Origin of the sequence: Mucilaginibacter agri (genome assembly GCF_009928685.1) — a bacterium.
Taxonomy (GTDB): domain Bacteria; phylum Bacteroidota; class Bacteroidia; order Sphingobacteriales; family Sphingobacteriaceae; genus Mucilaginibacter; species Mucilaginibacter agri.
The window spans coordinates 588,083-611,881 of sequence record NZ_WWEO01000042.1 but is presented as its reverse complement, the minus strand read 5'-3'; the positions used below and the strand labels follow the sequence as shown (position 1 = coordinate 611,881).

22 protein-coding genes are annotated in these 23,799 nt (G+C 43.3%); 14 read left to right on the top strand and 8 right to left on the bottom strand.

Annotated features, from left to right (window positions below; genetic code table 11):
- Positions 1–233 precede the first annotated feature (233 nt).
- From GSY63_RS12660 to GSY63_RS12640, 5 genes are all read left to right on the top strand, one after another.
- On the top strand, positions 234–596 hold the full coding sequence (locus GSY63_RS12660; protein ID WP_166586167.1) for a hypothetical protein: 363 nt from the start codon (positions 234–236) through the stop codon (positions 594–596).
- 220 nt (positions 597–816) lie between these two features.
- Positions 817–1,128, top strand: a complete 312-nt coding sequence (locus GSY63_RS12655; protein ID WP_166586166.1) for a phosphoribosylpyrophosphate synthetase — start codon at positions 817–819, stop codon at positions 1,126–1,128.
- A 185-nt stretch (positions 1,129–1,313) separates the two neighbouring features.
- On the top strand, positions 1,314–2,858 hold the full coding sequence (locus tag GSY63_RS12650) for a DHA2 family efflux MFS transporter permease subunit (protein ID WP_166586165.1): 1,545 nt from the start codon (positions 1,314–1,316) through the stop codon (positions 2,856–2,858).
- A gap of 54 nt (positions 2,859–2,912) precedes the next feature.
- Complete coding sequence (locus tag GSY63_RS12645) at positions 2,913–3,527, top strand: TetR/AcrR family transcriptional regulator (protein ID WP_166586164.1); 615 nt, start codon at positions 2,913–2,915, stop codon at positions 3,525–3,527.
- A gap of 100 nt (positions 3,528–3,627) precedes the next feature.
- A complete protein-coding gene (locus GSY63_RS12640) occupies positions 3,628–3,921 on the top strand; it encodes a DUF3861 domain-containing protein (RefSeq protein WP_166586163.1) in 294 nt (97 codons plus the stop codon).
- A gap of 224 nt (positions 3,922–4,145) precedes the next feature.
- Here the strand turns inward: GSY63_RS12640 and GSY63_RS12635 are convergent, their stop codons facing one another.
- Positions 4,146–4,964 (bottom strand): endonuclease/exonuclease/phosphatase family protein, encoded by an 819-nt coding sequence (locus tag GSY63_RS12635; protein WP_243749216.1) that lies wholly within the window; start codon positions 4,962–4,964, stop codon positions 4,146–4,148.
- An 85-nt stretch (positions 4,965–5,049) separates the two neighbouring features.
- Here GSY63_RS12635 and GSY63_RS12630 point away from each other — a divergent pair, with 85 nt between their 5' ends.
- On the top strand, positions 5,050–5,733 hold the full coding sequence (locus tag GSY63_RS12630) for a GDSL-type esterase/lipase family protein (protein WP_166586161.1): 684 nt from the start codon (positions 5,050–5,052) through the stop codon (positions 5,731–5,733).
- A 322-nt stretch (positions 5,734–6,055) separates the two neighbouring features.
- Here GSY63_RS12630 and GSY63_RS12625 read toward each other — a convergent pair whose 3' ends face one another.
- From GSY63_RS12625 to GSY63_RS12615, 3 genes are read right to left on the bottom strand one after another with little or no spacing between them, the layout of a single operon-like run.
- Positions 6,056–7,126, bottom strand: coding sequence for a dipeptidase (locus GSY63_RS12625; protein WP_166586160.1), 1,071 nt, complete (start codon positions 7,124–7,126; stop codon positions 6,056–6,058).
- On the bottom strand, positions 7,126–8,232 hold the full coding sequence (locus tag GSY63_RS12620; RefSeq protein ID WP_166586159.1) for a D-TA family PLP-dependent enzyme: 1,107 nt from the start codon (positions 8,230–8,232) through the stop codon (positions 7,126–7,128). The genes GSY63_RS12625 and GSY63_RS12620 overlap by 1 nt, the downstream gene beginning before the upstream one ends.
- Positions 8,233–8,246: 14 nt before the next feature.
- The gene (locus GSY63_RS12615) at positions 8,247–8,711 is read right to left on the bottom strand and encodes a RidA family protein (protein ID WP_166586158.1); all 465 of its coding nucleotides are present in this window, start codon (positions 8,709–8,711) and stop codon (positions 8,247–8,249) included.
- A gap of 585 nt (positions 8,712–9,296) precedes the next feature.
- On the opposite strand from GSY63_RS12615, the gene mnmA reads away from it, so the two are divergent.
- From mnmA to GSY63_RS12595, 4 genes are all read left to right on the top strand, one after another.
- Positions 9,297–10,385 carry a tRNA 2-thiouridine(34) synthase MnmA gene (gene mnmA / locus GSY63_RS12610; RefSeq protein ID WP_166586157.1) on the top strand — a complete coding sequence of 363 codons (1,089 nt, stop codon included), beginning with the start codon at positions 9,297–9,299 and terminating at the stop codon, positions 10,383–10,385.
- A 133-nt stretch (positions 10,386–10,518) separates the two neighbouring features.
- The gene (gene topA / locus GSY63_RS12605; protein ID WP_166586156.1) at positions 10,519–12,846 is read left to right on the top strand and encodes a type I DNA topoisomerase; all 2,328 of its coding nucleotides are present in this window, start codon (positions 10,519–10,521) and stop codon (positions 12,844–12,846) included.
- Between the two features lie 5 nt (positions 12,847–12,851).
- Positions 12,852–13,583, top strand: coding sequence for a subclass B1 metallo-beta-lactamase (gene bla, locus GSY63_RS12600; RefSeq protein WP_166586155.1), 732 nt, complete (start codon positions 12,852–12,854; stop codon positions 13,581–13,583).
- Between the two features lie 22 nt (positions 13,584–13,605).
- A complete protein-coding gene (locus GSY63_RS12595; RefSeq protein WP_166586154.1) occupies positions 13,606–14,010 on the top strand; it encodes a hypothetical protein in 405 nt (134 codons plus the stop codon).
- An 84-nt stretch (positions 14,011–14,094) separates the two neighbouring features.
- Here GSY63_RS12595 and GSY63_RS12590 read toward each other — a convergent pair whose 3' ends face one another.
- Entirely contained in the window at positions 14,095–14,820 is a 726-nt protein-coding gene (locus GSY63_RS12590; RefSeq protein WP_166586153.1) for a glycosyltransferase family 2 protein, read from the bottom strand.
- A 182-nt stretch (positions 14,821–15,002) separates the two neighbouring features.
- Here GSY63_RS12590 and GSY63_RS12585 point away from each other — a divergent pair, with 182 nt between their 5' ends.
- The 4 genes from GSY63_RS12585 to GSY63_RS12570 all read left to right on the top strand — a co-directional run bounded on the left by GSY63_RS12585 (position 15,003) and on the right by GSY63_RS12570 (position 19,563).
- A complete protein-coding gene (locus tag GSY63_RS12585; protein WP_166586152.1) occupies positions 15,003–15,701 on the top strand; it encodes a 3'-5' exonuclease in 699 nt (232 codons plus the stop codon).
- 145 nt (positions 15,702–15,846) lie between these two features.
- Entirely contained in the window at positions 15,847–17,985 is a 2,139-nt protein-coding gene (gene rnr, locus GSY63_RS12580) for a ribonuclease R (RefSeq protein WP_166586151.1), read from the top strand.
- A 14-nt stretch (positions 17,986–17,999) separates the two neighbouring features.
- Positions 18,000–18,974 (top strand): polyprenyl synthetase family protein, encoded by a 975-nt coding sequence (locus GSY63_RS12575; RefSeq protein WP_166586150.1) that lies wholly within the window; start codon positions 18,000–18,002, stop codon positions 18,972–18,974.
- Positions 18,975–19,059: 85 nt separating this feature from the next.
- Positions 19,060–19,563, top strand: coding sequence for a hypothetical protein (locus GSY63_RS12570; protein ID WP_166586149.1), 504 nt, complete (start codon positions 19,060–19,062; stop codon positions 19,561–19,563).
- 1 nt (position 19,564) lies between these two features.
- Here the strand turns inward: GSY63_RS12570 and GSY63_RS12565 are convergent, their stop codons facing one another.
- The 3 genes from GSY63_RS12565 to GSY63_RS12555 form a co-directional block, all read right to left on the bottom strand.
- The gene (locus GSY63_RS12565) at positions 19,565–20,068 is read right to left on the bottom strand and encodes a cupin domain-containing protein (RefSeq protein ID WP_166586148.1); all 504 of its coding nucleotides are present in this window, start codon (positions 20,066–20,068) and stop codon (positions 19,565–19,567) included.
- Positions 20,069–20,340: 272 nt separating this feature from the next.
- Complete coding sequence (locus GSY63_RS12560; protein ID WP_166586147.1) at positions 20,341–22,737, bottom strand: ribonucleoside-diphosphate reductase subunit alpha; 2,397 nt, start codon at positions 22,735–22,737, stop codon at positions 20,341–20,343.
- A 47-nt stretch (positions 22,738–22,784) separates the two neighbouring features.
- Positions 22,785–23,756: a ribonucleoside-diphosphate reductase small subunit gene (locus tag GSY63_RS12555; protein ID WP_166586146.1), complete on the bottom strand. Its 972-nt coding sequence runs from the start codon at positions 23,754–23,756 to the stop codon at positions 22,785–22,787.
- Between the last annotated feature and the right edge of the window lie 43 nt (positions 23,757–23,799).

The window sequence follows — 23,799 nt, the reverse complement described above, 5'->3', positions numbered from 1 at the left end:
GCTAAAAACGCCGTTTCAATTGTAATTTTTTTGTATTTTTTGATTTAACGCACTATTGGTGAGGGGCTATATTGTGCTTTATAGTTTACATAACATTGATTTACTGTTAGATATATTTCCATCAAAGAAAATATTAATAAATAAACGAAACCAATTACATTAAGATTACGTAGAACCATACAATTTTAGTAGACTTAAAAGCGTTGTTATTGGACATTTTTATCTAAACATCTATGAATTATTTTCCTGACCCCAAGCACCTGTTAGGGTTGCTCGAAGAGCTCCTGGAGCGGATCAAAAATTTGAGTTCATACGCGTATAGCGAAAGCAATGCGTTCGCCCTAAATGTACTTAATCGTAAACGACACGAATTAATCAAAGCACTCGATCTTTTAGGCTGGAACAATGAAGAAGAGATTGTAATCCACTCGAGTACAGACAATGCCATATTGCTTTGCTACCGTCAAAAGCCACAACGCAACAGTGAAAATACATTGTCGGAGTTTTACAAGCAGGGCATTAACGGCCTGCAACACGAAGTAGAAGTTTTTATTGAAGTGGTTAGCCGCTTTCTGCGGAAAGAAAAGAGCGCCTAACCCTTTGTCCCTAAAAAATACCCGGCCAAAAACCGGGTATTTGTATAACATTATTCCCCCTGCCTTTCGCCGGCTCATTGCTCCTCTCCAAATCACCTCCCAGGCGCAAATCGCATCTTCATTTTACCGCGTTATCTCATATTTGCATTTCAGTTTTTACAATAGAAAACAATTAAGCGTATCTTGCATTATACATTTTCAACTATAAAAAACTATCGCTATGAGTTCTATGACCACCCTTTCGGAAATTATTGAAAAATTACGAACCGAAGGCTACACCGAAGATTTTAACCTGACCGAAAATTGTATTTCGTGCGCGGGTAATGAAGTAAAATTGCATCCGGAACAATTTGTAGTGGACAGGCATTTCCGTTTTGAAGGAGACACCAATCCCGACGACGAAGCTGTGGTTTACGCCATTTCATCTATCGACGGTGAAACTAAAGGCGTATTGGTAAACAGTTACGGTGTGTACAGCGACCCGCTGAGTGACGAAATGGTTAAGGCATTAAAAGACAGGGACGACCTGTAAAAAAACATATCCCTATTGCTGAAGCCCTTTGATACATCAAAGGGCTTTTTTGTTGAACTGCATTTCTCACGCAACTGTCAACTTATTTCAAACAATCAATTTAAACAACTGATTTAATCAAATGATTAATAATTTTGACACACAGTTTTAAACAACTGTTCAATTTATTATTAACAGATCAAATCATGGCTGAAACAGGCTTCAAAAAGTGGATTATCACCATCACAGTTATCACAGCTTCCTTGCTGGAGCTTATTGATACCACCATTGTAAACGTATCTATACCGCAAATTCAGGGGAATTTAGGGGCAACGTTAACAGACGCTGCCTGGATAGTAACGGGGTATAGCGTGGCTAACGTTATTATATTACCTATGTCGGGCTGGCTGGGTAGTTTCTTTGGGCGAAAGAATTATTTTCTGGCTTCAATAGTCATTTTCACTGTTGCCTCTTTTTTATGTGGTAACGCGCATACATTAACAGAACTGGTAAGCTTCCGCATACTGCAAGGCATAGCGGGTGGCGGTTTGCTTTCTACTGCTCAATCCATATTATTAGACACCTGGCCGCGCGACCAGGTGGGTACAGCCACGGCTTTATTTGGTTTGGGCGCAGTTGTAGGCCCTACTTTGGGCCCTACTATCGGTGGTTATATTACTGATAATTTCTCGTGGCCATGGATATTTTACGTAAACCTGCCCGTTGGCGCACTCGCAGCCACCTTTACGTACATGTTTGTACCCGAAACACCTAGAGATGGCCGCGACAAGCCCATAGACTGGTGGGGCATTGGCTTATTGGCTGTAGCTGTAGGCAGTCTGCAAACCATTTTAGAAAAAGGCGAAGACGAAGATTGGTTCTCTACCGGTTACATTATTGTATTAACAGTATTGGCCGTATTCGGCACGCTGTTGTTTATCTGGCGCGAGCTTAGCACAGATCACCCTATTGTAAACTTCAAGATCATGCGTCACCGCAGCTTTTCGGCGGGGATGGTTACTTCCTTTGTGTTAGGATTAGGTTTGTATGGTTCTACCTTTATCTTCCCGGTATTTGCACAGAGCTTACTTGGTTTTTCGGCACAGCAAACCGGGCTTATCCTATTGCCGGGTGGCGTGGTTACCATTATTATTATGCCGCTAATGGGTGTTATGCTCAACAAGGGAGTACCTGCCCAGATATTGGCAACCGGCGGTATGATCTTGTTCTTCATATTTTCGTTAATGCTAAGCAATTCAACGCTAAACATCGGTAGTGGCGATTTCTTCTGGCCGCTGGCTATTCGGGGTGCGGCCTTGGCCTTGTTGTTCGTACCGCTTACTACCCTTGCCATCGGGGGCTTAAAAGGAGCCGAAATTGGCCAGGGTGCTGGCTTAAACAACATGATGCGCCAATTAGGCGGGTCGTTCGGTATAGCAGGTTTAACTACCCTAATTCACATCCGCCAGGCAGTGCACCGCAGCAATTTGCTTACTAATATCAATGCTTATAACCCCTACTTTGTGCAACGCTTTAATGGTTTGGTACAAAACTTTATAGGGAAAGGTAAAAGCGCCACTGACGCTACGCGCATGGCTTACGGAGCAATTGAGGGTACCGTAGTAAAACAAAGCATGTTGCTTACTTATAATGATGCTTACTGGATAGTGGGTATTATGATGCTCTTTAGTATTCCGTTGCTTTACCTGGCTCCATTTAAAAAGATGAAAGCCGTGGCAGACACGCATTAAACTTAAAGCCGTAATTATCTCCACAAATCATAAATTTGGGAGATAATTACGATAATGATGAGTTCGACAGTAGAGATCAGCACGGAAGATAAGATTAAGGCAGCAGCCAAGGCTGTATTTACGCGCAAAGGCTTTGCGGCTACAACAGTGCGCGATATTTCTGCCGAGGCCGATATTAACCTTTCGCTGGTTAATTACTATTTCCGCAGCAAGGAGAAATTGTTCGAGTTAATCATGACCGAGACAGTACAACAGCTGTTTGATCAGATACAGCCCGTGGTTAACAATCCATCCACTACCCTGTCCGAAAAAATAGAATTACTTGTAAGGCATTATATTGATATGATTAGTCAGAACCTCGACTTCCCCTTATTTATGGTGAATGAGGTAATGTCTGGGGCCATACAATCGTCTATGGTTACCAATATCCTGAACATGCAAAAGTCTGTTTTTGCCAAACAGATACTGGATCTTAAGGCAGAAGGCAATTTTGATTTTGACCATGTGCATATTATGATGAATATTATGAGTATGACCATTTTCCCTTTCTTTAGCCGTGAGGTAGTTATTAAATCAAATACGATAGATAACGAACAATTTAACCGCTTGATTGAAGATCGTAAGCGTTTGATCCCTATCTGGATTAAGCAGATGCTCGGGATTCAATAGACTGGTACGGTGACAACACCGACCAAAAGCAGGAATATTCAGTAGCTGAAATTGTATTAAAAGCCCGGACCGGGACGTTATGATATAAACAAAAAACGACATGGCTACACGAGCAAATAAATACAATTTAGTACTAACCCAAATATCATACGCTAACGGCGACCCCGGCGATAAAACGCCAATAGACATTAGCTTTGAAAACCACGACGAGATCTTCGGCATTATAGAACGCATCCAACAAAAGGATCCATTTAACGACCCTGCCGCGGCAGCGGAATTTGCCCTTGGATTAAAATTGTTTAGCGAGGTAATGCTCAAAAACCGTGACAACCCATTATTTAGCGACCTGCTACCTGCGTTTAAGCCTTTTATGCAGAAGTTGAAGACTTTATAAGGTTTAACTGGTGCGATGACAACGTTGGGGGTCTGAAATTTTCTTTAGCGAAAAGTGCCCCCCCAATTAAAGCCACCGATATTTTTCACCGCACCACAAATTCTCTCTCGAGAGGGGAAGCACTGACAATGCAATGTGCACTGCCATTCATGGGGTGTGTTATTTGTAAAGTTAAAAGCCCTCCTTCCGTTACCATCCCGACTGCCATCGGAATGGTTAGGTACCTAATAACTCAACTCCGCCATAACCGGAAAATGATCTGACGGGTACTTGCCGTGATAGCTATCTGTCAAAATCCCCCAGCGTTTAACAGTAAATTGTTTGGTGGTGAAAATATGGTCGATGATCTCTTTGTCCTGCAGTTGCTTACCGAAATCGTTAAATGACGTGTTATTGTCGTACGCGTGTTTTGCCTCCCCATGCGTGTCTTTCAATACGCCCGAATTGGCGATGCGTTGATAGCAGACGGTGGTGTAATCGCCGTTGAAATCGCCGGTTAATAATACCATTCCGTTGCCTGCTATTGTCTTTATTTTTTGCAGAATAAGCTTGCTGCTTTCTTCGCGGGCTACCACACCCTGGTGATCGTAATGAACATTAAAGTACCAGAACTTTTTACCCGACTGTTTATCCTGCAAATAAACCCAGGTACAGATGCGGTTGCAGCAGGTGGCATCCCAGCCTAAAGAAGGTTTTTCGGGTGTTTGTGAAAGCCAGAAATCGCCTTTATCCAATAACTTAAACCGATCTGTTTTATAAAATATGGCCGAGTGTTCACCCGCATCCTTGCCATCGTCGCGGCCCGCACCATAACGGCTGTATTCGGGCAGGGCAGTGTTAATATCGTTCAGTTGATTTAATAACCCTTCCTGCGTACCGAATAAATCGAATTCGTGAAAACGGATGAGATCGGTGGCAGCCTGTTTACGGTTTACCCAAAGATTGCCGGTATCGCGCGGGTTATCGTATCTCAGGTTAAAGGTGGCTACAATAATTTTCTGTGCATTAGCCAATTGGCCTACACAAATAAATAAAAGGGCCATGAAAACGATTTTTGGAATACACTTCATAAGCATTGGTTTTCGATAATAGTAGTATGTATATTGTGTCGCAATTTATAAACGAGTTATGAAATACGTGTTAATTCTTTTGCTTTTGCCTATGCTGGCAAGTGCGCAGACTAAAGTTACCAACCAAAATGTGTTCGATACCATCCCCTTTATTCCCGAACATACCCAACAGCGCCTGGACGTTTTTGCGAAGGAACCTGTTACCACCGGCCACGTAATTTTCCTCGGCAACAGTATTACCGAAATGGGCGACTGGAAAAAGGTACTGAATGATACTACCATTGTAAACAGAGGTATCGGAGGTGATATCACCTTCGGCGTATTGAAAAGGCTGAATGATATTGTGCGCAGAAAACCGTCAAAGTTATTCATCTTACTGGGTATTAATGACATAGGCAAAGATATTCCGGATGCGGTAATTGCCGACAATTACCTCAAGATTGTGAACATCATCCACGCGCAAAGTCCTGCTACCCAAATCTACGTACAAAGCATTTTACCCCTCGACCCAACCCACGATCGTTTCCCTCAACATTACGATAAGCAGGAGCATGTGATCAGCGTTAACAAATTGCTTAAAGCTAATGCTACTGTTGGCAAATACACCTTTGTAAACATCCACTCCTTATTTTTGAATAGCGAAGGCCGTCTGGATAGTAAATACACTATTGAGGGGTTGCACCTTAAACCAGAGGCTTATGTAGTTTGGGCTGCGTACCTGAAGAAAATGGGTTATTTATAAAGGAGGTCTTTAAACTTCTTGTCATTCTGAACGACAGTGAAGAGTCTTCTAAGCTATACTTTTCTAATAAAGAAGATTCTTCCTCCGTCAGCAAAAGAGAGAATCAGGCCATAACAAAATTTTCTACTGGCAGAACATTGACACCGAAAATGACTTTTAAGTCTCTAAAACTGGTGCACGACCAGTTTTACCAGAATAACCAATTACAATTATCTTACTAACTACCAAATAGATAGATAACGACAATCTTAAAAAATGACTTTTAAGTAGGAACACAGTGGTGCATGTGGAACTTTGCACCATGCACCACCCGGCGGCTTGTTTAAGCCCAGGCTTTTCGTAAAAACCGAAGCCAGTTTCCGTGCATCATATTCTGGATGTCGGCATGGCTATATCCCCGTTTTTCGAACAATGCGATAAATTTCTGCAGGTCGCTAATATCTTCCAGATCATACGGGCACTGCTCGCGGCCAAACGCGCCATCGAGGTCGGTTCCCATACCTACGTGGAGTGTGTTACCTGCCAACTGGCAAATATGATCGATATGATTTACGGCCACTTCGAGATTGCAATTCATGCCCTGAGGTGTAGATACCCCCCTAACCCAATTAGGCACCATCATCCAGGCATCTAATGCAGCCCCTATAACTGCGCCCCTGCTAATAAGCGCCTTAATCTGTTCGTCGCTGTATTGGCGGTTATGGTTAACCAATGCCCGGCAGTTATTGTGGCTGGCCCAAACATGGCCGTTGAAATGGTCTAAAGCTTCCCAAAAGCTATCGTCGCACAAGTGCGTAGCATCGAGGATGATGTTAAGCCTTTCCATTTCCCTTAGCAAAGCATGGCCGGATTCGCCCATAAAACCTGTGGCATCTGTACCTTGCGCGTACCTGCCTGGCCCATAATGCGCAGGGCCAACCGCACGCAGTCCATAGCGCCAGGCCGTTTCGAGATAGCTAACATCGATTATAGAATCGGCACCTTCCAAACTCAGGATATATCCGATGGGTTTATGCTCGTTTGGTTGGCCATCGTTCCAAAGCATTACGTGGTCTTCAAGGGTTTCGAGGTTGTTTACCTGCACCATTTCACCGGCGGCTTCCATGGCTTTATACCAAGCCACCTGCCCCTGCGTTTGCGCCCAGGCCTGTTGCGGTGAGTGCCAACCGGGAAGGTTATTTCCGGGAGCCACAAAGCGAGCTATCTGCGTAGCTACTACCAAGCCAATGTTGCCTTTCCGCAACTCGGGTAGTGACACGGTTGCCTTGGCACGATCTGGTTTATCGGCTAAACCTTGCTCACGTTTGTTAATGGCCGAAACGGGCAGCCGCAAATCGCGGTTCCATTCCATGGCGTTCATACTCAAGTCGAGGTGGGCGTCTACTACAAACATTAAACGGTTATTTTACGGTCGCGGGCTTCGTTGAGCCACTCGCCTGTTATCTGATTATTTTCGATGGTGATAGCACGTTCGTAAACGGCCACTGTTGGGCAAATGTGATATGGTACGCCGTATAGCACATCGCCCGGTTTGTAATGATGCCCCGCACCCGCTTCCATCACCAGATGCTCCTCGCTTTGGCTTACAGGTGCTAACCCGGCTGCATTTAAGAAACGTACACGCTTGTCCAACGGACTTTCTGATGCCACCGATTTATGCCCCAAATCCAAACAAACTTTCGTTTCATCGGGCAAAGACACTACCCGGGTAACCACCAAAGCTGCCGGCAAAAATTGTTGCTCTGCAAAAGCTTCCTGGTAACCGGCATCCCAATAAACAAAAGTACCGGGACTGCATTCTACATCGGGCTGAGCTGCATAAAACGGAAACGTTGGCGAGCCACCTGCGATGACAACGGGTTTATCTGCCCCAGCGTTCACAATATCAGCCTGCAACTTTCTAACGGCTGCAATGATGACTTCACTTTTCATGTTCCGCATATCGAGATCCGCTTCGTGGATATGGCCATCGTAAGCATGGAGGCCTACAGGTTTTACTCCTTTTAACGTATTAGCAGTTAAATAAAGGTTTTGAGCCTTCTCACCCGGAGCAATCCCCGTTCGGTTCATGCCGACGTTCAGATCTACATAAACTGGTATTTGTATATCATGCACCAAGGCTTCAACCGAAATAGCTTCCGCTTCCGCAAGGTTATCAACCAAACATGCATACTGCGTGTCCGGATATTTCTCTATGATACTTATAAACCGCTTCAGTTTGGGGCCAACCGGCTGATAGGCAAGCAAAACGTCTGGCGCCTTACACATGCCCAGTATTTCTGCTTCCGCAATTGTGGCGCACTTAAATTTACTGATCCCCGCTTCTATCTGAAGCAGGGCGGCATGCTTATTCTTATGCGTTTTAATATGCGGCCGCAAGCGCGAAACATCGCCAGCCATATTTATTGCCAACGCGATGTTATGCCTCACCCTGTCCGGATAAACCACCAACGCCGGCGAATCCAGCTGATCTACGTCCTTAACTTCGTACCAATTCATTGAGGCATAAGTAATTATGCTAATTCAAATAGAGCTTCCACTTCAACAGGGATATTATCTGGTAATGAGCCCATGCCTACCGCGCTCCGAACACCTATGCCATTCTCGGTGCCCCAAACTTTGGCAAACAGCTCGCTGCAACCGTTTATAACGTAAGGGTGCCTTTCAAACTCGGGCACGCAATTAACCATACCCAATACTTTAATTACCCGTTTTACCTTGTCAAAACTGCCGATATTTTTCTTGATGGTTGCCAGCATAGCTAAGCCTACTTGTTGCGCGGCTAATTTGGCCTCTTCCATATCCATATCTTCACCCACGCGACCTATTATGAGGCTACCGTCATTCTGCACGGTTCCATGGCCCGACAGGTATAGATATTTGCCATCAACCAAACAGGGTTTGTAAACACCAAGGGGTGAAGGTGCGGGTGGCAATTCGAGTCCTAAAGCTTCAAAATTTTGGTCGGGAGTATTCATTTAAAATCGGTTTTAATTTTTACAATATTAAAACTTATCTAAACAAATACTTAATTTTTTACGTAGAGAGTATCGAAACTTGCATCATAAAAAAAGGCGTCCATTAGGGTGGACACCTTAGTAATTTTTATTGCAACATTACTTATACGAAGTAATGAACCACGGCAACGCAAACAATGGTTGCCAGTATGATGTACTGCAGTTTTTGTTCGATAGTTAGTGAAACAATAGTTTTCATTTATTTGGAGGTCTTATTTCAAATATATTGGCATGGCAAACACGCAACAATAGATAAAATCATTTTTGTAATAAATTAAACATTTTCGAAACTGCTTTGTATAAAGCACCTCGGTATATCTGTTTTTCTTACAAACATTGTAACCAAATAGTGAAGTTTAAGTGAATTTTAATATTCGTTTTTTTACCAGTCAAGGGTGAAAAACACCCTTTTTTATATAAAATTCTTCCTAAATAAGCCAACCGAACTAATTAAACGTCAACTTTACATTAATACGTTTTTACCTCATACTGACGGTGTGATAGTACTATTGCGTTTTAAAACCCTTACTTTTGCACTTTATTATTATGAGTAAGCACGGAAGAATTTTAGTAGCCATGAGTGGTGGAGTTGATAGTTCGGTAGCATCGGTGATGTTGCATGAACAGGGCTACGAAGTTATCGGGCTTACCATGAAAACCTGGGATTATGCCTCATCTGGCGGTAGCAGCAAAGAAACTGGCTGTTGCAGTCTGGATAGTATTAATGATGCCCGCGCTTTAGCTGTTGGCTATGGCTTCCCTCATTATATATTGGACATCCGCAACGAGTTTGGTGATTTTGTGATCGACAATTTTGTTGACGAATATCTTGCCGGCCGTACCCCTAACCCATGCGTTTTATGTAACACCCATATTAAATGGGATGCTCTACTGAAACGTGCCGATAAACTCGATTGCGAATTTATTGCTACGGGCCACTATGCAAATATCCGTCAGCATGATAACGGCCGTTACGTAATATCAAAAGGCCGCGACGAAAACAAAGATCAGTCTTACGTGCTTTGGGGTGTATCGCAACAAAACCTGGCTCGCACCAAATTCCCGTTAGGTAGTTTTACAAAGGCCGAGATTCGTCAGATGGCTTTGGATATGGGCCAATTAGAATTGGCGCATAAAAGCGAGAGCTACGAAATTTGTTTTGTGCCTGACAACGACTACCGTGCATTTTTACGCCACAAGGTTGAAGACCTGGACGAACGTGTAGGCGGCGGAAACTTTGTTTTAGAAGACGGTACTGTAGTTGGCAAACATCAGGGCTACCCTTTTTATACTATCGGCCAGCGCAAGGGCTTAGGCATTGCATTGGGTCAACCAATGTTTGTTACCCGTATTGAGCCTGCTACCAATACCGTGGTACTAGGTACGCAAAACGAATTAGAACGTAAACAAGCCTGGGTTAAGAATCTTAACCTTATTAAATACGAAAACATACACCAACCTTTAGAAGCGGTTACCAAAATCCGCTATAAAGATGCGGGTGCCGAAAGTGTGATTCAGCAAATGGGCGACCATATGAAAGTAGACTTCCTGCATAACGTATCGGGTGTTGCTCCGGGCCAATCGGCAGTGTTTTACGAAGGAAACGACTTGCTTGGTGGTGGTTTCTTAATGTAACAATTACACCGCCTTTTCGTAGGAATTAACGCCTCCTGAAACAATATCGTTAAAAATAAATTTTCTTTAAAAACACGTCTCAAAATTCGTGTTTCATTTTCCTTTGTGTTTATTTGCAGAAAATCGACTATTAATGGCAAAAAATTTACTCATAGTAGAATCACCGGCTAAGGCCAAAACCATCGAAGGATATCTGGGCAAAGACTTCACTGTAAAGTCGAGTTATGGCCACATCCGCGATCTGGTTAAGTCTGAAGATGCCATAGATATAGCACACGATTTTAAACAGAAATACGAAGTACCAGCCGATAAAAAGCAGCTGGTAAGCGAACTTAAAAAGTTAGCTAAAGAAGCAGAAATGATATGGCTAGCGTCCGATGAGGACCGCGAGGGAGAAGCAATATCATGGCACTTGTATGAGACGTTAGGATTGAAAGAAAACAACACTAAACGTATTGTATTTCACGAAATTACCAAACCAGCCATACTGCGTGCTATCGAAAATCCACGTACTATCAACTATAATTTGGTAAACGCCCAACAGGCACGTCGTGTGTTAGACAGGCTGGTTGGTTTCGAGCTTTCTCCGGTATTATGGAAGAAGGTTAAGCCATCACTTTCTGCCGGTCGGGTACAATCTGTTGCCGTTAGATTGATCGTTGATCGCGAGCGTGAAATCAATAAGTTTCAATCAGAAGCCGCCTTTCGTATCGTGGCCATTTTTGGTAAAGGTCGTGAAGCTTTTAAAGCCGAATTAGGCGAACGCTTTGCCAAACAAGAAGATGCCGAGAAGTTTTTGCAGGATTGTATTGCCGCCAACTTCAACATCAACTCGTTAGAAACGAAGCCAGCCAAACGAGCGCCGGCTGCACCTTTTACTACATCGACATTGCAACAGGAAGCCAGCCGTAAGTTAGGTTTCTCGGTATCGCGTACCATGTCGGTAGCCCAGAAGCTATACGAATCTGGTAAGATCACCTATATGCGTACCGACTCGGTAAACTTATCGGATACCGCTTTAGATGCAGCCGCTAAAGAGATTAATGAGGCTTATGGTGCGCAATACCATCAGCTTAGAAAATATAAAACCAAGGCCGCCAGTGCGCAGGAAGCTCACGAGGCTATCAGACCTACCTATTTCAACGAACATACTACAGACGGCGACCCTTCTGAACGCCGCTTGTATGAATTGATCTGGAAACGGGCCATTGCATCGCAAATGAGCGAGGCCCAGTTTGAGCGTACCGTTGCCCGTATTGGTATTTCAACCCGTCCCGAAGAACTGGTTGCGAACGGTGAGGTAATGAAATTTGATGGTTTCCTAAAAGTGTACCTCGAATCGGTTGATGAGGATGAGGATAACCAACAGGATGATGCCAACGCAATATTGCCTCCTTTAACGAGAGGACAGCAACTGTCGTTAACTGACATGACGGCTACCGAGCGTTTCTCTCGCCCACCGGCACGTTATACCGAAGCAAGCCTGGTAAAAAAATTAGAAGAATTAGGCATAGGCCGTCCATCAACCTACGCTCCTACTATCTCCACTATCCAAAACCGGGGTTATGTGGTTAAGGAAGAGCGCGAAGGTAAACAACGTAATTTCAGGGTATTAACTTTGAAAAACGGCGCTATAACTAAAGACGAAAAAACCGAAACTACAGGTGCCGAAAAGGGTAAAATGTTCCCGACAGATATTGGTGCGGTGGTAAACGATTTTTTAGTACAGCACTTTAATGGCATTGTAGACTTTCACTTTACCGCCAACGTAGAAAAGCAGTTTGATGAGATTGCACAAGGTTTAAAAGAGTGGACCGATATGATCCGCAAATTTTACAACCCTTTCCATGAGGAAGTTGAATCTACCATCCAAAACGCCGACCGTGCAAGCGGCGAGCGCGATTTGGGAGTGCACCCTGAGAATCGCAGACGCATGTCGGTACGCATTGGTCGTTATGGTCCATTTGTACAAATTGGCGAAAATGACGATGAAGATAAAGTTTACGCCAGCTTAAGAGCAGGGCAAATGATCGAAACCATATCTTTAGAAGATGCCTTAGAGCTATTTAAACTCCCTAAAAAGGCTGGTATTTTCGAAGAAAAAGATATGACTGTCGCCATTGGTAAATTCGGCCCATACATTCGTCATAACAGTGCGTTTTACTCGCTACCGAAAGGCGTTGATCCGTTAGAGGTTTCCGAACAACAAGCAATAGATATCATCCTCGAAAAGCGTAAAAAAGACGCCGAAAAGCTAATGAAAACGTTTGACGAGAATCCTGATGTTAAGATCTTAAATGGTCGTTGGGGTCCTTACATCGAATTTGGTAAGCTAAACGTTAAGATCCCGAAAGGTAAAGAACCTTTAGAACTTACTTACGACGAATGCAAAGCATTAGCCGATGCCATGGAGAAAGAGCCTAAAAAAGCTGGTGGTAAAAAATTTGCTAAGAAAAAATAAAGCCTATGAAGCGGCTTATACTGTGCTTCTGTTTCTTATACAATTGTTGCCTTGCACAAACTAAGCAACACATAAAAGTCACCCCTTTGGGTAATGGCTTTTATGTGTATGAATCATACGGTGTATTCAAGGGCTCAGTAGTTGGCGGAAATGGCTTGTTACTAAGCACACCGAAAGGCGCTGCAGTGATTGATACTCCCTGGGATGATGATCAAACGAATCAGCTGATTGACTGGGTATCCAAAAACCTAAACCAAAAGATATTATTTTGTGTAAGCACCCATTATCACGATGACCGCATTGGCGGCATTAGGGCGCTTCAGGTAAAGGGAATAAAAACTTATGCATCTGCGGCTACAAGTGTTAAAGCTTTGGCCGAGGGCTATCCCAAAGTATCACAAACGTTTAAGAACGATACTGTATTGCATATTGGAAATACTCCTATAGAGGTTTACTACCCCGGCGCGGGCCACACTGCCGACAACGAAGTGGTTTGGTTTCCGAAGCAAAAAGTGCTTTTCGGCGGTTGTATTATCAAAAGCACCGATGCCAACTCACTAGGCAACATAGCCGAAGCTGACTTGAAGGCGTGGCCAATAAGTATAGAGAAACTGATTAAACGCTATCCGGATGCTGTAACCATCATTCCGGGTCATGGCGATTGGACCGACAATAGTTCGATGCAACACACGTTAAAGTTGTTGGAGAACCATAATAGCGGTACTACAAATAATTAATAAAGCGAAAGCAATTATACCTATGAAAAAAGATCTGCCCAGTAATATAGTTGAAGATATAGCCATTGCAGTTGCCCTCGAAAAAGAAAGTGTTGAAAGTAAGATCTGGTATGTGTATGTGATCAACCTGAAAGATGAACCAATTGAAAACGTATTGGTTACCTCAAAAGGCTACGGAGAAAAAAACGGCGAGCACGTAAAAACCTCTGTGCTACGCCATATGATCCCGCTTATAGAACCTAACGCATCTGCTCTTATTGAGCCGATAGACGAAGCTACCTTCGGTTTAACAAATGAGTACTGGTTAAGCTATTACATCGGTCGCGACATCTTCGACAAAAAATTTATTTTCCTGCCCGAAAGCGTAGTAGAATCAAACTTCATCCGCATCCCCGTGCTTAATAAACCAGGGGTGATGATTAGGTAGCTGGTTAGTTATTGGTTATTGAGTTATTACGTTGTATGTGTGCTTTTTCAAAAACCAATAACTCAATTACCTAATAACTATAACCTACTTAGCTTTAAACAACCCGTATTTTAGGATACAGTAGATAGCCCTTACGCCGTCCTTCCATCCAATTTTCTTGCCGTCATCATAAGTACGGCCATAGTAAGAAATACCGACCTCATAAAGGCGCAAATTAGGCACACGCGATAATTTAATAGTTACCTCCGGTTCGAAGCCAAAGCGCTTTTCTGTAAGGTGTATTGACTGTATCAGCTTTCGGTCGAACAGTTTGTAACAGGTTTCCATATCCGTAAGGTTCATGTTCGAAAACATATTGGATGCAAAGGTTAGCCAACGGTTGCCTATGGTATGCCAAAAGAAAAGGATACGGTGTGGGTTAGCACCCATAAAACGCGATCCGTAAACTACATCGGCAAAGCCTTTGCAAATCGGTCTTAACAAGTCGTTATACTCTTCCGGATCATATTCTAAATCGGCATCCTGGATAATCAGATAATCACCGGTGGCTTTAGCGATGCCGGTATGCAACGCGGCACCTTTACCCTGGTTAACATCATGTTTAAAATACATAATTTCTAACTCCGGGTTTTGCTCGCGGTAACGGGCAACCGCTTCCTCTGTGTCGTCTTTAGAGCAATCGTTAACAATAATCACTTCTTTCGCAATATCATCAATCAGCTCAACTGCTTTAATCTTATTTAATATCAGGTGTATGGTTTTGCCTTCGTTATAAGCAGGTATTACGATTGATAATTTGTTTATTTTCATAGATATGTATTAACGTGCAGATGATATTTGTTAAATATGGCTATGCCATACGGGCTTAAATTATAAAAATTATGCCAAACCTCAGTAAAGAGCTTTCCAAAGCGCGCTAGCCCTCGCCCCATTACGCAGTTTTTAACAACAAAATTTACTAATTTGCCAGCCTACACAACCTCCTATTTCCCATGCTCGAAAATTACGATCTGCATAACATTATGGTGCTTGATATTGAGACTGTTCCACAACACAGCAGTCATGATGATTTGCCGCCGATAATGCAGAAACTATGGGCAGCCAAAACCAAATATCAGCGTAAAGAAGAAACCGCCGAAGATTTTTATGCCAACGCAGGCATACTGGCCGAGTTTGGTAAAATCATCTGTATTTCGGTAGGCATGTTCACAGGCGGCAACGGCTTTAGGGTAAAATCATTTGCCTCGCACAGTGAAAAGGAACTGTTAGAGGAGTTTGCTACCATGCTAAATGGCAGAAGGTCTGATCTGATATTATGCGGTCATAATGCTAAGGAATTTGATTTTCCATACATCTGCCGTCGTATGTTAATCAATGGTGTAAAGATGCCTACGCAGTTAAACCTACATGGTAAAAAACCCTGGGAGGTTAACCATCTCGACACCATGGAGCTATGGAAATGTGGTGATTATAAAAATTTCACTTCACTTAACCTGCTAGCCGCAATTTTCAATATCCCGACCCCAAAAGACGACATTGATGGCAGCATGGTAGGTCATGTGTACTGGGTTGACAACCAATTAGATCGTATCAGCACCTATTGTCAGAAAGACGTGATAGCGACGGCACAATTATTGAAACGTTTCCGCGGAGAAGAATTGATACCGGAAGAAATGATCGTTTTTGTTTAGAGGCAGGAAACAAAAGCCAGGAATTAAGGCAATTGGGGGGACTTATTTCTCTATTCCCGATTCTTGACTCCCGATTCACTCTTCTTGTCTCTTGATTCTCGATTCTTGATTCTCTTTTCCCTATCTTAGCCCAATACATACATCAATGTCTAAAAAGAAAAACAGTAATAATTCTGTTAAGCACGTACTAACCCAATTAGTACTTGATGTTTTTGAGAAAAACGCCAATACGCCTTTAAATTATAAGCAGGTATCTGCTGCGCTGAATATCAACGATCCCGATTCGAGGGGGATAATCCTGGAGATTCTGAAGGATGAAGTTTTTAAAAGTGTTTTAAAAGAAACCGCCCCCGGTAAGTTCCAGCTGATAGAACTTAAAACGTTTGTTGAAGGTAAGGTGGATATGACGGCCGACGGTTCGGCATTTATTATAACCGATGAGGTTGGCGAAAGCGACATATTTATCGCCCCGCGCAAGCTGCGCAACGCCCTTAATGGCGATCGTGTTAAAATTTACGTTTACGCCAAAAGTAAAGGCCGCCGTAAAGAGGGCGAGGTTATAGAGATCATTAAACGCGCTAAAACCGAATTTACCGGAGTAGTAAAACTATCTGAACGATTCGCGTTTTTCGTACCCGATGACCGTAAGATGCTGCACGACATCTTTATCCCGCTTAATGAGCTTAATGGTGCAAAAAATGGCATTAAGGCCGTTGCAGAAATAACCGAGTGGCCAACTGACGCTAAAAACCCTATAGGCCGTATTAAAGCGGTATTGGGTGCTCAAGGCGAAAATGATACGGAGATGAATGCCATACTTGCCGAGTATGGTTTCCCATTATCATTCCCTAAAGAGGTTGAAGAAGAAGCTGAGGCTATTTCTGATGTGATCACCGCTGACGAAATTGCACGCCGCCGGGATTTCAGAGATACATTAACCTTTACCATCGACCCGTTTGATGCTAAAGATTTTGATGATGCCATTTCCTTTAAAATATTGGAAAACGGCAACTACGAAGTCGGGGTACACATTGCTGATGTTGCCCATTACATTATCCCTGATTCGGCCTTAGACCGCGAGGCTTTCGACCGCGGCACCTCGGTTTACCTGGTAGACCGTGTGATACCAATGCTGCCTGAGCGCCTTTCTAATGGCTTGTGCTCGCTTCGCCCTAATGAAGATAAGCTTTGCTTTGCCGCTGTTTTTGAATTGGATGAGAAAGCTAATATCGTTGAACAATGGTTTGGTAAAACGATTATTCACTCTAACCGCCGTTTCACTTACGAAGAAGTTCAAGAAGTGATAGAAACCCAACAGGGCGACTATATCAGCGAGATCTTAAAACTTAATGAACTCGCCCACATTCTGCGCGACCGTAAGTTTAAAAATGGGGCCATCAGCTTCGAAACTACAGAGGTTAAGTTCAAGCTCGATGATAATGGCAAACCTATTGGTGTTTATGTGAAAGAGCGTAAAGACGCACATAAACTCATTGAAGATTTTATGCTACTGGCCAACCGTAAAGTTGCCGAGCATGTAAGCAAAATGGGCAAAGGCAAACATAAATATACATTTGTATACCGCGCCCATGATACACCAAAGCCCGATGCTTTGGCATCTTTTGCTACCTTTGCGGCAAGGTTTGGATATAAGATTAGCATGCGCTCGGATAAAGAGACTGCTAAATCTTTAAACTACCTGATGAATGATGTGGAGGGGAAAAAAGAACAGAACGTTTTAACACACCTGGCTATCCGTTCGATGGCTAAGGCGATATATACCACCAAAACTTCGAGCCATTATGGTTTGGCTTTTGACCACTACACACACTTTACATCCCCTATACGCCGTTATCCTGATGTGATGGTACATCGGTTGCTGTTCCACTATTTAAATGGCGGACAATCGGCCAATGCAGACCATTACGAGAAACTTTGCCAGCACAGTTCGGAGATGGAGAAGAAAGCGGCTGATGCAGAGCGTTCGTCTGTTAAATACAAACAGGCCGAATATCTGAAAGATCAGATCGGCAACATATTTAACGGTGTAATATCCGGTGTTACCGAATGGGGAATGTATGTAGAGATCATCGAAAATAAATGCGAGGGTATGATACGCCTGCGCGATATATCAGATGACTTCTACACACTCGACGAGAAAAATTACGCCATCATCGGCCAGCGTAAAAAGAAGGTTTACCAGCTGGGCGATGAGGTACGCATCAAAGTTAAAACCGTTGATCTGACCAAGAAACAGATCGATTTTTCTTTGGTGATTGATTAGGCTACAAGCATTATATGACTACATTAAAAGATCTGCAGATCATTATAGACGAGGCAGTCAAAAAACTATCTTACCCTGCGCATCCGGCGGATTTATACGAGCCGATAACTTATATTTTATCCATAGGCGGCAAGCGCCTTCGCCCTGCCCTGGTGTTGATGGCCTGCGATTTGTTTGGCGGCGACGTGCTATCAGCCGTCCCCCCTGCCCTTGCTATCGAGGTGTTCCATAATTTCACGCTGATGCACGATGATATTATGGACAACGCCCCCCTGCGCCGTGGCCGTGAAACGGTGCACCAGAAATGGAATCCCAATGTGGGCATCCTATCTGGAGATGCCATGTTGATTGAAGGCTATAAGCTGATGATGCAGGTTGATAACAACATTCTGCGACCCGTATTAGAAATCTTTAATACAACCGCTACTGCCGTTTGCGAAGGCCAGCAGATTGATATGCAATTTGAGCAGCAGAACGATGTGCATATAGATGAGTATCTAGAAATGATCCGCCTGAAAACGGCCGTTGTTTTGGGCGGTGCGTTGGAAATTGGTGCTTTGATAGGTGGCGCTACCGGCAAAGATGCAGAGCTGCTATATACTTTCGGCGAACAATTAGGCATTGCCTTCCAGCTCCAGGATGATATCCTCGATGTTTACGGCGATCCCGAGAAATTTGGCAAACAGGTAGGCGGCGATATTATGGCCAACAAAAAGACCTACCTGCTAATTAAAGCCCTTGAAACAGCCGACACTGAAAGCCAAAACGAACTAAACCATTGGATCTCTCTTAAGGAATTCGATGCCGCTGAAAAGGTTGCAGCAGTAACCGCAATCTACAATAAACTACAGATCAGGGAAAATGCGGTTAAAGCGATGCAAACCTATGCAGATAAATCATTTAAAGCGCTTGAATCGATCGATCTGCCAATGGAACGTAAACAATATTTGAAGGAATTTGCAGAGGGGTTGTTGAGTAGAGATAAATAGGATTCTGATACTGTATCAAATAAGCTAATCTATTCAATTAAATTAGCTTCATATTAGATAAAAGTTGACTTAAGTTTTTACAAGGATGAATCACATAGTAGCACAAATTGATGAAAGCGACTATCAGATATATAGTGATTTCCTAAATATTAGTTTAGACGGTCAGTTTTTAGATGAGTACTTAGAAGTTCTCTATCCAGGGGAAGCATATAAAGGTACTATTCCCACATTGCTTTTCTCGATGGAAATAGAGGCGGAAAGCGAAGTAGTGTGGAGGCGAATTTTACCCGAACTAAATGCTAAAACGGTATGTCCGATCCTAATGTGTCCAGATGATCGTGATTTTTCATGTACGATTGTCGTTGCCGAAATTGAATGCTTAAACGATACAATAGTTTGGCATAAGATGGGGTTGGATATTTCACAAAACCATCAACCTGAATTTATCGGATCAAGCGTCAGATGGTTTGAAAAAGTTCCCTCATTTCAGTTTTCCACATTAGATTATCTAGCAATGATTAATGCTTTTAAAATTCAATTTGAAAATGATAAAGCGGAATGGATTGCCCGAGAACAGATGATACAATAGTCTATTTGTCCAAATAATCCGGCGGATAAAACTTCTGACCATATCGCTCGCCTATCTCCATCAACTTCTTAATATCATCGGGGCCTAATTGTGGCGCTGGTAAAAACACACCGGGTTCAACTGGCTTACCTATTTCCAAAAACATATCATCCATACCGGCAGGCATTACGTAGCACAGCAAACGTGCAAGCGTATCCGTTTTGTTTTTAAAGCAGTGCACCATCCCTCCTTTCGGAATGTTTATGTATGTACCTCGTTTCGCGGTGTAGGTCTGTTCTTCCGTTTTTATTTCTACCTCTCCATCGAGTACATAGAATGCCTCCTGAATTTCGACATGGGCATGTGGCCCCGGTCCGCCGTTTGGTGGGACAAGCATGTCTATCACGGCATATTCGCCGCCGGTTTGCTTGCCCGAAATAACTACGCGATAGTTACCGCCGGCTACCGAAACACACGGACCATCGGCATCCGTTGTTATGGTTAGTGGAATTAATTGTGGGTTCATGATTGATGAGTTAAAGTGTTAAGGAATAAACGTTTGAAAGCTTAAAGGTTTTGGATGTGAGGATATTATTTGCCTTAAACTCTACCGTCATCCCGAACTTGTTTCGGGAACCCACCTGCTAAGCATGCGTCAAACTAATCGCTCGACCTGGCATGCGATGTGCTGAAACAAGTTCAGCATGACCGGCGGTAGTGGTATTTAGAACAAAAAAGCCGGACTGTCTTTGCAAACAGCCCGGCCAAATTAAAAGTAAAACAAACTATCTTGTCTGATTAAGACGAACAGGTTACGCAACCTTCTTCCATACTGCAGCTAGGGCCGCTGGTTTGGGTAAGCTCTATACTGTCCAGATCATTCATTTGTACGTTAGGTTCTGGTGCTGGAATAACCGGCTCCATTTCTTTACTGCCTTGTTTCTCAACCGTAAACTGTACCGCCTGGGTAGCTGCTTGTGTACGCAGGTAATACATGCCGGTTTTTAAACCTCTCTTCCATGCGTGGAAGTGCATTGAGGTTAGCTTTGATGTATTAGGGCTATCAACAAACAGGTTTAATGATTGCGACTGACAGATATACGCACCACGGTCGGCCGCCATATCAATCAGGCTACGTTGTTTAATTTCCCAAACGGTTTTGTATAGTTCCTTCATATCAGCCGGAATCTCAGGGATGTGCTGGATAGAACCGTTAGCCGCGATAATGCTGTTCTTCATGGTGTTGTTCCACAAGCCCAGGTTTACTAAATCTTTAAGTAAGTGCTTGTTAACAATAACAAATTCACCACTTAATACACGGCGGGTGTAAATATTTGAGGTATATGGTTCAAAACACTCGTTGTTGCCAAAAATCTGCGAGGTTGATGCTGTTGGCATTGGCGCCATTAACAGCGAGTTACGCACACCATGTTTAACGACTGCTTTGCGCAGGCCTTCCCAATCGTGACGGTCGGTTGGTTTTACATCCCACAGATCAAACTGGAATTTACCTTTTGACAATGGCGAACCTTTAAAGGTTTCGTAGGCACCTTGCTCAATGGCCAGGTCTTTACTTGCTGTCATGGCAGCAAAGTACATGGTTTCGAAGATGTTTTTGTTCAACACCTTAGCCAATTCACTTTCAAACGGCAAACGTAGCATAATGAAAACATCGGCCAAACCTTGTACACCCAAACCAATCGGGCGGTGGCGCATGTTTGATACGCGTGCCTCTTCTACGGGATAATAGTTGTTATCGATAATACGGTTAAGGTTTTTGGTTACATCGTAAGTGATCTCATATAATTTATCGAAATCAAATACATCTTTATTTACAAAGCGAGGCAATGCTAACGAAGCCAGGTTACAAACAGCCACTTCATCAGGGCTGGTGTATTCCATAATTTCGGTACAAAGGTTACTGCTCTTAATAGTACCTAAGTTTTGCTGGTTGCTTTTGCTGTTGGCAGCGTCTTTATATAACAAGTACGGTGTACCGGTTTCTATCTGTGCATCTAAAATGGCAAACCAAAGGTCTTGTGCACGGATAACTTTGCGGGCACGGCCTTCTTTTTCGTATCGGGTGTATAGGGCCTCGAACTCCGCACCGAAACACTCAGACATACCTGGCGCTTCATGCGGGCAGAACAAGCTCCATTCGCCGTTCTCTTCTACGCGTTTCATAAACAAATCGCAGATCCAAAGGGCGTAGAATAAGTCGCGTGCGCGTGCTTCTTCCTTACCGTGGTTTTTACGCAGATCAAGAAAATCAAACACGTCTGCATGCCAAGGCTCTAGGTAAACAGCAAATGCACCTTTACGTTTACCGCCACCCTGATCTACGTAGCGCGCTGTATCGTTAAACACGCGCAGCATCGGGATAATACCGTTACTGGTACCATTTGTTCCGCTGATGTAGCTACCGGTAGCGCGTACATTGTGGATAGCTAAACCGATACCACCGGCACTTTGTGAAATTTTTGCAGTTTGTTTAAGGGTATCATAAATACCGTCTATGCTATCATCTTTCATAGAAAGCAGGAAGCATGATGACATTTGCGGTTTAGGGGTTCCCGCATTAAAAAGGGTTGGCGTGGCGTGGGTAAACCAGCGTTCGCTCATTTGGTTATAAGTGCGGATAACGCTTTCGATATCTTCTTTGTGGATACCTACAGAAACGCGCATATACATATGCTGAGGGCGCTCGGCAATTTTACCGTCAACACGCAGCAGATATGATTTTTCGAGGGTTTTAAAACCGAAATAATCGAAACCGAAATCGCGGTCGTAAATAATAGAGCTATCCAGTATATCAGCGTTCTTGCGAATTATTTCCATTACGTCATCAGCAATTAAAGGCATTTTACGGCCATTGTGCTCGTCGGTATAATCGTAAAGTTTCTCCATTGTAGCCGAAAACGACTTAATGGTGTTTTTATGCAGGTTGCTTACCGCAATACGGCTTGCCAACAAAGCATAATCCGGGTGTTTAGTAGTAAGTGATGCAGAAGTTTCGGCAGCCAGGTTATCTAGTTCGGTGGTAGTTACACCATCGTACAAACCTTCAACTACTTTCTTCGCTACGTCTATCGGGTCAACCAGCGCACTTAAGCCGTACGATAGTTTCTGAACGCGTGCGGTTATCTTATCAAACTTTACGCTTTCCTTGTTCCCTGCTCTTTTAATTACAAACATTAATTTCCCTCCTTATTTTAAACTGTAAACTGATTGATACTGGTTTCTTAAAAATCTTCATCCAATGAAAATGCCTGGGTGTCTTTGTTACTTGTTAACACACCAGATTTCTGGTAATCTCCAACTCTTTTTTCAAAGAAATTGGTTTTGCCTTGCAGCGATATCATCTCCATAAAATCAAATGGATTGGTTGCGTTGTAAACCTTGGTGTAGCCCAGTTCGGCCAGCCATCTGTCGGCCACAAACTCAATATATTGTTGCATCAGGCGTGCGTTCATACCAATCAGGTCAACCGGCAATGCGTCGGTAACAAACTCCTTTTCGATAATTACCGCATCCTTAATAATTTCGTGTACACGCTCTTCGCTCAATTGGTTTTTAAGCATGCCGTACAGTAAGCACGCAAACTCGCAATGCAAACCTTCGTCACGACTGATCAGCTCATTGCTGAACGTTAAACCAGGCATTAAACCACGTTTTTTAAGCCAGAAGATAGAGCAAAAACTACCAGAGAAGAAAATGCCTTCCACCGCTGCGAACGCAACTAAACGCTCGGCAAATGTGCCATTCTCTATCCATTTTAAAGCCCATTCGGCTTTCTTTTTAACACATGGCACCGTTTCCACAGCGTGGAATAACCTGTCTTTTTCTTTATTGTCTTTGATGTAAGCATCAATCAGCAACGCATACGTTTCTGAGTGGATGTTCTCCATCATTATCTGGAAACCATAAAAGCAACGGGCTTCGGGTAACTGCACTTCGCTCATAAAGTTTACCGCCAGGTTTTCGTTCACTATACCGTCGCTGGCAGCAAAAAACGCCAAAATGTGCGAAATAAAGTGTCTTTCGCCATCATTCAGGTTATTCCAGTCTTTATTGTCTGCACTCAGGTCAATCTCCTCGGCAGTCCAAAAACTGGCTTCATGTTTCTTGTACATTTCCCATATGCGGGGATAATTGATAGGCAAGATCACAAACCGATCCTTATTCTCCTGTAATAATACTTCTTCCTGTTGCATAGCAATTATATATTTTAAGCGTCTTAAACCTGGTTTAGATAGG